Genomic DNA, 12,501 nt, shown 5'->3' with positions numbered 1-12,501 from the left:
ATGACCTGTAAGGAGGGTGTAAGGTGGCGCGTAAAGATTTCGACCCATCTGTGGTTCAGGCGGATGGACGTCCGGCATCGCGGGCGAGGCTGTTCGATCCGGCAACGGGCGGACCGTGGCGGGGGTCTGTTGCCGGACTGGATTTGAACGGGGCAGTCACCGTGCTGGCTTATGGCACCGATGAGACGGGCGTGGGGCCGCGGCTTCATGTGCACCCGTATGATGAGACATTCGTCGTGATCGAAGGCCGGGCGCGTTTCTACGTCGGCGATACGGTGCTCGATGTTTCTGCAGGAGAGGTCGTGCTCGGCCCTGCGGGCGTTCCGCACAAGTTCGAGAATCTCGGGCCGGGGCGGCTGCAGACGATCGATATCCACCACTCGCCGGAGTGGATTCAGACTGACCTGGAATAGGGGCTTTCCGGAGTGATGCGCGAACGTCTCGATAACCAAATGCGGCCATGATGGGGGCTGCAAGCTTCGCCTCCCCCGGGCGAGACCGGCATGTGGCGTGTCACAGCCAGTTCAGGACAAGTGCCGTTGCGTATCGTTGGTCGAGGCTCAGGTTCCATCGTTCCCGGCAAGTCCGCTGCGATCCAGACCGTTCCGGCAAAACCGTTGGCGGCGGAGGTATCCCGACGCCCGGGCAAGCTGTTCCCGGGCACCTCCCTCAGGATGGAAGCAGCTGTCTTTCTGCTGCTCATCATGACCTTTGCTGCGGTGCTCGGCGAGAATGCCATTACGCGGCAGAGAACGACATTTACCCCGATGAGCGGCAATTTCGTACCTTATGTTTATGGCGACAGCGACAATGCCGGCGCAACGAGCATTTCGATGAATCCCACCCAGCTGTCCTGGACATGCACGCTGCGCGCCGGCGCTACCTTTCTCTATTGCGCCTATGGGATGCAGTTCAACAGGGCCGACCCTGCCAAGGGTCGCGATTTTTCACATTATGGATCCGGCATCCTGCGGCTCAGATATCATGGCGCGCCCGGACGGCTGAAGCTGATCCTGAAAAACTATGATCCAGCTTACAGCCGCATAGGGGCGGGCGACAGCAACAAACCCAACATCGTCGAATTCGGCGTCGTCGATGGCGAGAACGAAATCCACTTCACGCGGGACCAGTTCAGTGTCGAACAATGGTGGGCAACCAGCCATCCTCTGTCGCCCGAAAAGGCCAAGCCGGAGTTCGGCAATGTGGTCGCCATCGACATAATGTCGGGCAGCGGCGCGAAGCCCCAGACCTTCAGCGTCGCTGTGCACAGCATCGCGTTCGAGGGTGCTTTTCTGTCATCGGCCCAGTGGTATCTCGTGATCATCAGCGTCTGGCTCGTGCTGGCCGCAATCGTGCTGATCTACCGTGTGTTTCGCGTCAGGCGCGGCTATGAAGAGCGCCAGCAGCGACAGGCGGCCGAAAGCCGCGAAATTGCTATGGCCCGCGCGATGGCCGAGGCGGCGAGCGCAGCCAAATCCCAGTTCCTCGCCAATATGAGCCACGAGCTCAGGACGCCGCTCAATGCGATTATCGGTTATGCGCAGTTGCTGAGAAGCGACAATCTCTCCGCGGGGCAGTTATCGGCTGTCCAGACGATCAATCAGAGCGGGGAACATCTGCTGGCAATGATCACCGACCTGCTCGATCTCTCGAAGGTCGAGGCAGGTCGGCTCGAATTGCTGGCCGCCCCCTTTGATGTCCGCGCCTGTGTCGAGCATGTCGCGCAGATGATCCGGCTGCGCGCCGAGGAAAAGGATTTGCGCTTCATCGTCGAGGTCAGCGATGACGTGCCGCACCATCTCGTCGGCGACCATAAGCGGATCCGGCAGGTGCTGATCAACCTGCTGGGGAATGCGATCAAGTTCACAACCGTGGGCGAAGTGCGGCTGGAGGTGTCGACGGTGTCCCGGGACGGGGGCGATGTGCGCCTGCGCTTCGACGTGCTGGACACAGGCGGCGGAATCCGGAGCGATCAGCTCGACCTTATTTTTCGGCCATTCGAACAGGTCGGCAGCGCAACCGAGCGCAGCGGCGGCACTGGCCTCGGCCTGAGCATCACCCGCCAGATCGTTGACGTGATGGGAGGGCAGATCGAGGTGGAGAGCGCCGTGGGCGAGGGCAGCCGCTTCCGGGTGGAAGCAAGCTTCCCGCTCGCCGCGATCGGCCTACCGGCGCCCGGGTCAGGTTCAGCGGCTGGCAAGTGCGAGATACTGGTCGTCGACGATGTCGCGGCCAATCGAGCGACGTTGCGGGACACGCTCGAAGGCTGGGGATACAGGGTTCGCGAAGCCGCTGACGGACCGGAGGCGGTCGAGGTCGTAGCAGCGACAGCGCCCGACCTGATCCTGATCGACCTCAAAATGCCGGCGCCCGAGGGATTGGACGCGGTACGGCACCTGCGGAACTGCGAGGCGCTGCTAATCCCGATTATGGCCCTTGCCGCCAACCCGACCACGGAGACGGAAGCCGAGGCGCGCGCCGCAGGCGCTGACCGACTGCTGGCAATGCCGATCGAAGTGACGCAGCTGCGTGCTTGTGTCGAGGATCTTGTTCGTGCCGGGAAGGGAGAGTGCGGAAAGGAGGATGAGGGTGCCGTTGATGCGCACCCCATGGCCATTCCCCCGGCGGACCAGATGGCGCGGCTCCTGGCCCTCGCCCGTGGCGGCAATATGCGCGGGGTCCGAGCGGAGGCATCGGCGATTCTGGGTCTCGATCCGCAATATTGTGTTTTCGTCGGGCGGCTGGAGACGCTGGCCGCCGCGTATCAATCTTCCGCGGTGCTGCGGTTTGTGGAGCAACATATGCACCACGAAGAAGCCGCATGACGCGCCATGTCCGGTCGAAGGCGGCTCCCTGATTTGAGGCAAAGGCGCTGCAGTTCGCTGGTTTCCTCGAGATCGTAGAGGCGGACGGCGACATAGGGCCACTCGCTGCGCGCGCACCGGCCCCGACGTGCGTCGATGGCGGTTGACGGTTCGTCGGTGCCGAGGGCGGTTGATGGATTTCTCCCGGGACCTCGTCGAAACCGCCGCGCGCCAGACCCGAGCGCGGCCTAACTCGGTCCGGCGGCGCCGTTTGATGGTCGCCGCACACACCGGCAACGCCGGACCGACCCAGGAGTATCCGTCATGTCGACCATCTTCATCCGCACCGCATTCCTGCTCGGGATCTGTCTCGTCACCACGCCGGCCACGGCCGGACAGGAGGCCGCGCGCGCGACCGTCCGCGTCAACGATCTCAATCTTGCCACCACAGCCGGCGAGCGCACGCTCCGTCGCCGCATCGAGCACGCCGCGACGCTTGTGTGCGGCGAGCCAGACACTCGCGATCTCGCCAGAGATGCGCCGGTCCGTGCCTGCCGGAACCGGGCCATCAAGCGTGTCGCGCCGCAGATCGAAGTGGCGATCGCCGGCGCGCGCAGTGCGCAGTCCTACGCAATGGCCGGCGCACTGGTCGCGCCCGGCGCTCGATAACCGAACCCTTTCATCGCATTACCACTCGTTTTTCGCCTCCGGGACGACCTCCCGGAGGCACGCTCGTGCCGGCGTCAGCCGCGTCCGATCAGCGCCCGCGCTTTTGCGAGGTAGCTTCGTCCGATCCGAACCTCATGATCGTCGGCCAGGACTGCGTGCCAGGTGCCCAGGCCGTCATGGCGAAGCCTGGCGATGAAGTCCCGCCGGACGATCGCCGATCGATGCAGGCGGATGAACAGCGCCGGATCGAGCCGCTGCTCGAGCGCGCTGATCGTCTGGTGCAGCATGAAGCTGCGCTTGCCGAGGTGGAGCCGCATATAATCCCGCTCCGCCTCGATGCGATCGATATCGCGCGCGGCGATGCGGATCACCTCGGAGCGATGCGGCACCCAGAATTCCTCGATCCACGCGGGCGCGGTGGTTGACGCTGACAGTGGCGGGGGCGCGGGCACGCGCCGCAGTTCCGCGACGCGGGCGATTGCCCTGGCCAGCTGATCCGGGCCGACCGGCTTCAGCAGATAGCCCACCGCCGCAACGTCGAATGCCGCCACCGCGAACTGATCGAACGCGGTGCAGAAGATGACCGCCGGGCGGCCCGCCTTGCCCTCCAGCGCGCGCGCCACGCCGATACCGTCGAGCCCCGGCATCGCGATATCGAGCAGCACCAGTTCGGGGGACAGGGCCTCGATCAGGCGCAGCGCGGCCTCGCCATCCGATGCCGTGCCGACCAACTGGATGGACGGCATAGGTGCTGTGAGGATCTGCAGCCGCTCGATCGCGAGCGGTTCGTCGTCGACGATCAACGTGCGGAGTGCGGTATCAGCAGCCATCATAAACCAGCGGCAAGGTGAGGGTTACGGCAAAGCCCCCAGCCGGTCGGGGCCCCCAGCGGCAGGTGGCTAGATCGCCGAAACGGGCAGTCAGACGGTCGCGGACATTGCGCAGCCCGACTCCCGTACTGGCATCTCCCAAGGTGGCGTCGATCGCATCGCCATCATCTTCCACCGCGATCGATAGCCCGTTCGCGTCCTGCCACGCAGCGATCCGGATCGTCACGGCGCGGCGTGAGCGGGAGACGGCGTATTTCACGGCATTCTCGACGAGCGGCTGCAGGATCAGCCCCGGTACGCACGCAGCGGCAAGCGCGTCGTCCATGTCGACCGAGACGAGCAGCCTGTCGGGGAAACGGACCCGCTCGATATCGAGATACAGGCGCTGCAGCCTGATCTCCTCGGCCAGGGGAACGTCTTCAGTCGGATCGCCGGTCAGGCTCGTCCGGAAGAAGGTCGCGAGATTGATGATCATCTGCTCGGCCTGCTTGTTCCTGCCGGCCAGCACGAGCGACGATAGCGAGTTCAGCGTGTTGAACAGGAAATGCGGATTGACCTGATACCGCAGCGCGCGGAGCTCGGCCGATTGGGCGGCCGCGCGGAGATCGGCCGTCCGGCGCTCGAGCGCGCCGATCTCGGCCGCATAGGACAAAGCGAGATAGAGCGTGGCCCAGGCGATGAAGAAGAAATAGCCATTGCCTGCCTGGTCCGCGATCGACTGAAGCGGGGTCATATCGTCTTCGGCCTTGGATGGCATCGTACCCACCATCACCGGCTTCGGGGCCGGCGGCGTTCCCGGCAGACGAGGCCGGGTGGGCAGGGTTTGCATGGTGTCCTTAGACCAGTGCCAGCTCATCGGTTCGCCGTCATGAACATGCGAGAACATGAACCAGTTGAACGAGGAGTAGAGAATGGCGGCCGGGGCAGCGAGCACGAGCGCGAGTCCGATACTCTTTCCCAGCTTCCCGGGAGGCACGCGGCGCATCATGCGATAGAAAATCACGGTCACGCCGGCGCTGCCAAGCGACACGATCGCGCGCGTGCCGAGCATCGTCATCTGATGGCCCTGATACACGAAGACAGACCGCAGCGACCAGATCGTGAAGTAAAAGGCCCAGAAACACGCGATCGAAAGGAGCGCGGTGCGCGGCGCGAGCATGGTGACGGACTGGCGTTCAGGCGGCATTCGATCATCCTAGCGCATGAGGCCTGACCGGACATGACGTTTCATGTCGTTGGTCGAAGCAGGTCGACCGCTCACCGAAAAGCACTGACATCGCGGCCGGCGATGACCTGAGTCGGATCATCACGCATGACTGAGGATCCGAGATCATGACCCGATATTCATTTCGCCTTGCCGCCTGCCTGATGAGCACGGTCGCTTGCTCAGCTCTTGCCGGATCAGTGCAACTGCCGGCCAATATCGCTGCCGCCGCCGCTGATCCGGCCCGGGGGGCGCAAGCCGCGAACGACGCGACGCGTCACGGCCCCGAAATTCTCGCTTTCGCCGGCGTGCGAACCGGCGCGAAGGTAGTCGATCTGATCCCCGGCGGCGGATACTGGACTCAATTGCTCGCGAAAGCGGTCGGCCCGAACGGCCATGTCTATGCCATCTGGCCCGCTGAATATGTGAAGGTGGATGGCGAGGAGTCGGACGCCTATCGGAAACTGATCGGGTCGCCCGCCTATGCGAATGTCAGCGTGCTGGACCAGCCTGCCACGGCGCTGGCGGCGCCCGAAAAGGTCGACCTGATCTTCACCGCGCAGAATTATCATGACTATTTCGACAAGTTCATGGGCCCCGTCGATCCATCGACGCTCAACAAGGCTGCGTTTGCCGCGCTCAAGCCGGGCGGTATCTACCTGGTCATCGATCACGTCGCTGACGCCGGCAGCGGCCATCGCGACACGGATACGCTCCACCGTATCGATCCGGCGGCGGTGAAAGCCGAAGTGACTGCCGCGGGGTTCAAGTTCGTGGGCGCGAGCCCGCTGCTCGCCAATCCCGCGGATGATCACCGCAAGAAAGTATTCGATCCCGCCATCCGCGGGAAGACCGACCAGTTCATCTACAAGTTCCGCAAGCCCTAGACATGGATGGCGGTGGTGCCTCCCCGGGCGCTGCCGCCGCTCACCCCTCGATGTAATCCAGGTACGAGACCACGTCGTTGCTGGTCTGAAGGAACAAGTCCTCCTGGATTTCGGCGGGTTGTGCTTCGGCCGTCAGCAGCGCTTCGGCCAGGGTGCCGTAGAGGAGCGTCGTCGCGGTGCCGCTGTCGTCGAGATGGTAGAGGCGGACGGCGACGTCCTGGGAGATGGTGCGCATACGGGGAGGGTGCCTGTGTGGGGTCGGTTGGGCAAGTGTTGGGGTTCGGGCTCAGGCTGACGCCGACACGCCGTTGAACCGGCCCGCCTGGTAATCGCGAACTGCCTCGGCGATTTCCTGCGGGGTGTTCATCACGAAGGGGCCGTGGGCGACGACAGGTTCACCGATCGGGTCGGCATGGCCGTAGAGGACCAGGCTGTCCGTGGCGGAGTCGAGCTGGACGCCGTCGCCGTCGTCGTTCAGCTCGGCGAGGTGCCATTGGTCCACCGTCTCGTCGGCGACGCGGATCTGACCGCGCACGACATAAAGGAAGATCTGCCGGCCGCTCGGCGCGGGCAGGGTGACACTGCTGCCGGCGGCGAGCGCGAGCGTCGCCATGAACACGCCGGTGAGCGATTCGACGGGACCGGTTTTGCCGGCGATGCTGCCCGACACCAGGTTCAGGGACGCGCGGCCTTCATCGAGCGAGATGGTAGGGATGTCGGCGTGTTGCAGGCCGGTGTAGCGCGGCACCGTCATCTTGAGGCGGCCCGGCAGGTTCACCCAGAGCTGCAGGATCTCCATCGGGCCGCCGTCGCGTTTGAAGGCGGCGGGGGAGAGCTCGGCGTGAATCAGGCCGGAGCCGGCCGTCATCCATTGGACGCCGCCGGCTTCGATGATGCTCTCATGGCCGCCGGTGTCCGAATGGGCGAGGCTGCCCTCGAGGATGAAGGTGACCGTCTCGAAGCCACGATGCGGGTGGGGGCCGAAGGGGAGGCCCTGGTTCCCCGGCGCGTAGACCTGCGGCCCGTGATGGTTGAGGAACAGGAACGGATCGAGCTGATCGAGCCCGGCGGCCGGCAAGGGGCGGCGGGTGACCAGGTCGCGGATATCGTCCTGGATTGCGGCGTGGGTACGTTTGAGGGTTCGGGTGGTCATGTGGCTGGCCCTGCATTGTCAGCGACGGTCTTGGCGATGCCCGACCAGTCAATGTCGTCGCCCTCGCGGGCAATGGTGGCAAGCAGGCGATCACGCACCAGGCTGAGCACCGGCATCGGGACACGCGCGTCGGTCGCGGCGGCGGCGGCGAGGTTCATGTCCTTGAGGCCGAGCGGAGCGGCGAAACCGGCGGGGCGGAAGGCCTGGTCGACGAGGATCTGGCCATAGACCTGGTAGATCGGCGCGCCGAACAGCGTGCCGGTGAGGATTTCGAGCAGGGCGGCTTTTTGGACGCCGTGCTTTTCGGCGAGGGTCATCGCCTCGGCGAGCGATTCGACCACCGACATGATCAGGAAATTGCCGCTGAGCTTTGCGACGTTTGCGGCGGAAGGGGTGCCGCCGAGGTGGAAGGTGCGCTGGCCGATTGCGTCGAAGAGTGGCGCGCAGGTGGCGAGTGCTTCGGGCGGGCCGGCGGCGACCACGAACAGCTTAGCCGCGGCTGCGGCGGCGGGGCGGCCGAAAACGGGGGCGGCGACATAGGCGCTGCCGGCCTCGGCATGGGCCGCGGTGAGCTTGTCGGCGAGGGCGAGGCTGATCGTGCTGAGCGAGACGTGGATCGGCTTGGCGGGCGCGGCGAGCATGCCGCGTTCACCTAGCGTAACGGCTTCGACTGCCTTGTCGTCAGCGAGCATGGTGAAGACGATCTCACCCGAGGCTGCATCGGCTGGGGAGGCGGCGAGGGTGGCGCCGGCGGCGACGAGCGGCGCGGCCTTTTCGGGGCTGCGGTTCCAGACCTTCACCTCATGGCCGGCCTTGACCAGGTTGGTGGCGATGGCGCTGCCCATCTGGCCGAGGCCGATGAAACCGATGTGCATGGATGGGGCTCCCTGGCGGAGTATATGACGATCGTCATGCCGGACTAGTTCCGGTATCCATGCTTCCGCAAGAGCTTCAGGGCTTGTGTGCGCGGCACGATGGATCCCGGGACGAGCCCGGGGTGACGATGGTGCATCACCCGGTTTCGGCCGCCGCGGTCGTCCAACCGAGGCCGGGGATGGTGATCGAGCGTTTGCCCGCGAGATCGACCCGGGTCACGAAGATGTTGCGGCCTTCGATATAGCTCATCACACGGCGGGCGCGGCCGAGCGAGCTGGTGCCGTAGGTGCGGGCGACCTGTTCGTCGCTGGGGCAGGGCTCGCCCTCGCGGGCGGCGCGGGCGACGAGGAGGAAGGCGCCGAGCATGTCGTCAGGCAGGTCGCCTGCGGTCTCCAGCGCCTGTTGCCATTCTTCGTCGAGCCGGTCGAAGATGCCGGCGCGGGCGGCGGCGAGGCGGCGGGCGAAGGCGCTAGGGTCGAGCGGGCTGCGCTTTACGCCGGCCATGCGGCAGCGGACCTGGAAATCCTGGAACAGGACCGCCGCGGTGCGGTGCGCCGCATCGGGATCGGCGACGATCGCGCGGAGCACCTGGGTGATGACCTGCTCGAGCTCTTCGGGGCTGTGCTCGGGGCCGGTCTCGGTTTCGCGCGCCGGGGTCTCGGCGAGATCGCGGAGCAATTGCGCTGCGGGAGCGGGCTTCGGCGTCTCGCGCGGGGGCGGGGCGGAGGCGGCGGGTTCCTCGAGGCCTTCGAGCAGAAACTGGCGCATGTCGCCGGCGGGGGCGTCGGGGAGGGGCATCAGCACCGGGCTCGAGCTTCTGGCTGAGGTTTCGACCGCGCCGATGCGGACGGTGATCGGACGGCGCGAGATGGCGGGGCCGAGGCCGAGAAAGGTGCCGCGGGCGAGATCGCGGATCGCCTCGGCCTGGCGGCGCTCCATACCGAGCAGATCGGCGGCGCGCGCCATGTCGATGTCGAGAAAGGTGCGGCCCATCAGGAAGTTGCTCGCCTCGGCTGCGACATTCTTGCTGAGCTTGGCGAGGCGCTGGGTGGCGATGATGCCGGCGAGCCCGCGCTTGCGGCCGCGCGACATGAGGTTGGTCATCGCCGAGAGCGAGGCGCGGCGGATTTCCTCACTGACCTCGGCGCCGGCGGCTGGGGCGAAGATCTGTGCTTCGTCGACGACCAGCAGGGCCGGATACCAATGGTCGCGCGGGGCATCGAACAGCCCGTTGATGAAGGCGGCGGCGCAGCGCATCTGGCCTTCCATCTCCAGGCCTTCGAGGCTGAGTACCACCGACGTGCGGTGCTCACGGCAGCGGCCGGCGAAGCGGGTGATCTCGGCGACCGAGTAGTCGACTGCCTCGATGGCGATATGGCCATAGGCGGAGAGGGTGACGAAATCGCCTTCGGGATCGATCACGATCTGCTGGACCTGGCCGGCGCTGCGTTCGAGCAGGCGGCGCAGCAGGTGCGATTTGCCCGAGCCCGAATTGCCCTGGACGAGCAGCCGGGTCGCGAGCAGTTCTTCGAGATCGACGCAGACGGATTTGCCCGCGCCGTCAGTCCCCATGTCTACCTGAAACGTCATGCCGGAGCGCATGGCGGATGGGGGGGCGGGGAGGCAAGTGATTAGCGTTGGGGAAGATGGTGGAGAAACAATTGGGAGGCCCTGATCCTCCCGGCTACCGTTCGCCCTGAGCCCGTCGAAGGGCTGCTCTCCTCCTCGCGTTCAGCTGTGTGTGGCGCGCGGGGCTTCGACAGGCTCAGCCCGAACGGTGGGTGTGGGCAGAGCGGGCATGGGTCCCGCGGGCGTGGTTGGGCCACTGAAATGCTGGTCAAGGTCGACCGGCTCCGGCGGATGATCCGTTCCCGGGCTCTCGCGGAATTTACCTCTGCTGCTCCGATCACACCAATCCGAACGGTGCCTGTGCCGTCGCGTAATGCGCCATTGCCATCGTCGTCAGCTGGGCGTTGACGCGGATGCAGCTGGTGAAGGTGCTGGCATCGGTGACTAGGACGTTGCTGGTGCCGTGGACCCGGCACTCGAGATCGACCACGCCTGCGCCGGGGTCGACGTTGCGGCCATTACCGCCCTGGGGGTGCGAGCTTGCCAGGGTCACGTCATCGGGTTCGCGGATCGATTCGGCGAAGAAGCGGTCGATATCGTCGCCGGGCCGCAGCGTGCCGCCGCGGGCTATGGGGGGATAGACCTCGATCGCGCCGGCCGCGAAATGCACCCTGGTCAGGGTGGCGAGGGCGCGGCGGAGCAGGGGCAACTCCACATCGCTCCGCAATTTGAAGCTGAGGCCGCCATCAACCATACGTCCGCACCGATCGGCCGGGATCAGCGCGCCGGCCGAGGCGAGGCGGCTATAGTTGCGCATGCGGTGGAAATGCTCGCCGAACCAGCCGGGCATCAGAGTCGACATGCTCATAGGCGGCTGGAAATGCGATTCGAGCAGATAATCGCCGCGATCGACATAGGTCGCCATCTGGTCCTCGTCCCAGGCCTTGGCGGGCGTGCCTTCGGGCATCAGGGCAACGACCGGGCAGGAGACGTTGAGCGACAGGCCGTAGCCGGTGCCTTCGATCCCGCTCTTGTCGAGCAGGCGGCTCGAGGCGATCGCGCCGGCAGCCACGACCACGCCCTTGGTGGCGCGGATGAAATGGGTCTGGCCGTCTTCCATCAGGATCTCGACGCCGTCGGCGACGCGGCGGCCCCGGTCGAGCTCGGGCTTCCAGCGGATGCGCCTGACCTCGGCCTCCGGGAGAATGCGGGCATTGTGTTTGCGCGCGTCGAGCAGGAAGGACTGGGCCATGCCCTGTTTGCGGCCGTAGGGGCAGCCGGTGTTGCAATAGCCGCAATAGGCGCAATCGGCGCCGAGGCCGCGGGGGCCGTAATTCTTGCTGAACCAGGTTGCGGGGGCGGCGATATCCTGCGGGTCTCCGGTCGCGGCGGCATGCGCCGCCCAGCCGCGCAGCAGGTGCGTGCCGTTGTTGCGGCCGCTGATTGGGTCAATCGGCTCGATGCCGAGCCGTGCCTCGACTGCCTCATAGGCCCGGGTGAAGCGCGCCTCGTCGACCGGTGCGCCGAGTGAGGCCCAGCGCGCGAACACATCGTCGGCTTGCGGGTGGATCGCGCCGGGCTTCTTCACGCGCAGGCAGATGCCGTTGTTGATGACAGTCGATCCGCCGACGCAGCGGCCCTGGAAGACAATGATGTCGTGATCGCGGCTGTTTTGCAGGCCGCCATCAACGAAGAGGCGCGCGGTCATGCGCGATTCCTCATGAGTGAGGCGCGAGGAGGGGTGGTGCGCGCCCGCCTCGATCACCAGCACGTCATGGCCCTGGGCCGCGAGTGTCGCCGCCGCGACCGCGCCGCCCGCGCCCGATCCGATGACGATGATGCCGGCGCTTTCGGGCACTGCGTCGCTGCCGATCAGATCGTCATGGGTGAGGTCGCGGCCTGCGAACAGGTCGATCTGCACCTCACCGGGCCCGCGGAGGCGGTGCTTAGGCAGGGTGAAGGCGATCTGCGCGAGCACTGGGTTGTCGCGGTTGTCGTCCTGGTCGGTGCCCTGCCAATGGCCGTAATAGCCGGCATAGATGACGCCCCGAATCTTGGCGAGATCCTGCACCAGATTGTTGGTCGAGCGTTCGAGCCGCTTCGCCACGCGGCGCGCGCGCCAGCTAGGGCTGCCGAGCAGGAAGGCGGGGCCGCCAAGCACGGTGCAAAGGACCCAGAGCGACATCGCGATCTCGCGCGGCTTGTTGCCGTGGAATTGGGCGAACTGGCGCTGGATATTGTCGACGACCTGGTCCGGCGTGATGGCCATGTCGATATTGTGGAACAGCGCCTCGGTGAGTGCCTTGAGGATGGCGGCTTCGAAGCGGCTGAATGGATTGCTCATGCGTTTTCCTCCGGGAGAAAAGGCACGACCCTATTTTTTGTCACGCTAGGCGCGTTGGCGGGCGGGGGCAATTCGGCAGGCTTAACAATCGATCAGGCACGACCGATATGCGCTAAAAATTGCCGCACCTTGCGCGCCGAGCCCCACAGCGCCAGAAGAGCGACA

General features: G+C 65.8%; 11 protein-coding genes. 4 read left to right on the top strand and 7 right to left on the bottom strand.

Annotated elements, in window-relative coordinates; genetic code table 11:
- Window positions 1-23 precede the first annotated feature (23 nt).
- From AC1DVS_RS19675 to AC1DVS_RS19665, 3 genes are all read left to right on the top strand, one after another.
- Window positions 24-413, top strand: a complete 390-nt coding sequence (locus AC1DVS_RS19675; protein WP_478025615.1) for a cupin domain-containing protein — start codon at window positions 24-26, stop codon at window positions 411-413.
- A gap of 261 nt (window positions 414-674) precedes the next feature.
- Window positions 675-2,825 (top strand): ATP-binding protein, encoded by a 2,151-nt coding sequence (locus AC1DVS_RS19670; RefSeq protein ID WP_478025614.1) that lies wholly within the window; start codon window positions 675-677, stop codon window positions 2,823-2,825.
- A 303-nt stretch (window positions 2,826-3,128) separates the two neighbouring features.
- Window positions 3,129-3,473 carry a UrcA family protein gene (locus AC1DVS_RS19665; protein WP_478025613.1) on the top strand — a complete coding sequence of 115 codons (345 nt, stop codon included), beginning with the start codon at window positions 3,129-3,131 and terminating at the stop codon, window positions 3,471-3,473.
- 74 nt (window positions 3,474-3,547) lie between these two features.
- On the opposite strand, the gene AC1DVS_RS19660 is transcribed toward AC1DVS_RS19665, so the two are convergent.
- Window positions 3,548-4,303, bottom strand: coding sequence for a LytR/AlgR family response regulator transcription factor (locus AC1DVS_RS19660; protein WP_478025612.1), 756 nt, complete (start codon window positions 4,301-4,303; stop codon window positions 3,548-3,550).
- Entirely contained in the window at window positions 4,293-5,489 is a 1,197-nt protein-coding gene (locus tag AC1DVS_RS19655; RefSeq protein WP_478025611.1) for a sensor histidine kinase, read from the bottom strand. The genes AC1DVS_RS19660 and AC1DVS_RS19655 overlap by 11 nt, the downstream gene beginning before the upstream one ends.
- Before the next feature lie 146 nt (window positions 5,490-5,635).
- Between AC1DVS_RS19655 and AC1DVS_RS19650 the strand changes: the two genes are divergently transcribed.
- Window positions 5,636-6,394 carry a class I SAM-dependent methyltransferase gene (locus tag AC1DVS_RS19650; protein WP_478025610.1) on the top strand — a complete coding sequence of 253 codons (759 nt, stop codon included), beginning with the start codon at window positions 5,636-5,638 and terminating at the stop codon, window positions 6,392-6,394.
- 40 nt (window positions 6,395-6,434) lie between these two features.
- Here the strand turns inward: AC1DVS_RS19650 and AC1DVS_RS19645 are convergent, their stop codons facing one another.
- The 5 genes from AC1DVS_RS19645 to AC1DVS_RS19625 form a co-directional block, all read right to left on the bottom strand.
- Complete coding sequence (locus AC1DVS_RS19645) at window positions 6,435-6,629, bottom strand: hypothetical protein (RefSeq protein ID WP_478025609.1); 195 nt, start codon at window positions 6,627-6,629, stop codon at window positions 6,435-6,437.
- Between the two features lie 51 nt (window positions 6,630-6,680).
- Window positions 6,681-7,547: a pirin family protein gene (locus AC1DVS_RS19640; RefSeq protein WP_478025608.1), complete on the bottom strand. Its 867-nt coding sequence runs from the start codon at window positions 7,545-7,547 to the stop codon at window positions 6,681-6,683.
- A complete protein-coding gene (locus AC1DVS_RS19635; protein WP_478025607.1) occupies window positions 7,544-8,422 on the bottom strand; it encodes an NAD(P)-dependent oxidoreductase in 879 nt (292 codons plus the stop codon). Before AC1DVS_RS19635 ends, AC1DVS_RS19640 begins: the two co-directional genes overlap by 4 nt.
- A gap of 136 nt (window positions 8,423-8,558) precedes the next feature.
- Window positions 8,559-10,013, bottom strand: coding sequence for a helicase HerA domain-containing protein (locus tag AC1DVS_RS19630; protein WP_478025606.1), 1,455 nt, complete (start codon window positions 10,011-10,013; stop codon window positions 8,559-8,561).
- Between the two features lie 316 nt (window positions 10,014-10,329).
- The gene (locus tag AC1DVS_RS19625) at window positions 10,330-12,336 is read right to left on the bottom strand and encodes an FAD-dependent oxidoreductase (protein ID WP_478025605.1); all 2,007 of its coding nucleotides are present in this window, start codon (window positions 12,334-12,336) and stop codon (window positions 10,330-10,332) included.
- Between the last annotated feature and the right edge of the window lie 165 nt (window positions 12,337-12,501).

This window comes from Sphingomonas sp. P3_C5, assembly GCF_056402635.1.
Note: the sequence above shows the minus strand (reverse complement) of the source record. Positions and strands in the feature narration are given on the sequence as shown.

Excerpts from the sequence above, each read along its gene's own strand:
- AC1DVS_RS19650 (WP_478025610.1), top strand. The coding sequence starts at position 5,636 with ATGACCCGATATTCATTTCGCCTTGCCGCCTGCCTGATGAGCACGGTC.
- AC1DVS_RS19640 (WP_478025608.1), bottom strand. The coding sequence starts at position 7,547 with ATGACCACCCGAACCCTCAAACGTACCCACGCCGCAATCCAGGACGAT.
- AC1DVS_RS19660 (WP_478025612.1), bottom strand. The coding sequence starts at position 4,303 with ATGGCTGCTGATACCGCACTCCGCACGTTGATCGTCGACGACGAACCG.
- AC1DVS_RS19630 (WP_478025606.1), bottom strand. The coding sequence starts at position 10,013 with ATGACGTTTCAGGTAGACATGGGGACTGACGGCGCGGGCAAATCCGTC.
- AC1DVS_RS19670 (WP_478025614.1), top strand. The coding sequence starts at position 675 with ATGGAAGCAGCTGTCTTTCTGCTGCTCATCATGACCTTTGCTGCGGTG.
- AC1DVS_RS19635 (WP_478025607.1), bottom strand. The coding sequence starts at position 8,422 with ATGCACATCGGTTTCATCGGCCTCGGCCAGATGGGCAGCGCCATCGCC.
- AC1DVS_RS19645 (WP_478025609.1), bottom strand. The coding sequence starts at position 6,629 with ATGCGCACCATCTCCCAGGACGTCGCCGTCCGCCTCTACCATCTCGAC.
- AC1DVS_RS19625 (WP_478025605.1), bottom strand. The coding sequence starts at position 12,336 with ATGAGCAATCCATTCAGCCGCTTCGAAGCCGCCATCCTCAAGGCACTC.
- AC1DVS_RS19665 (WP_478025613.1), top strand. The coding sequence starts at position 3,129 with ATGTCGACCATCTTCATCCGCACCGCATTCCTGCTCGGGATCTGTCTC.
- AC1DVS_RS19655 (WP_478025611.1), bottom strand. The coding sequence starts at position 5,489 with ATGCCGCCTGAACGCCAGTCCGTCACCATGCTCGCGCCGCGCACCGCG.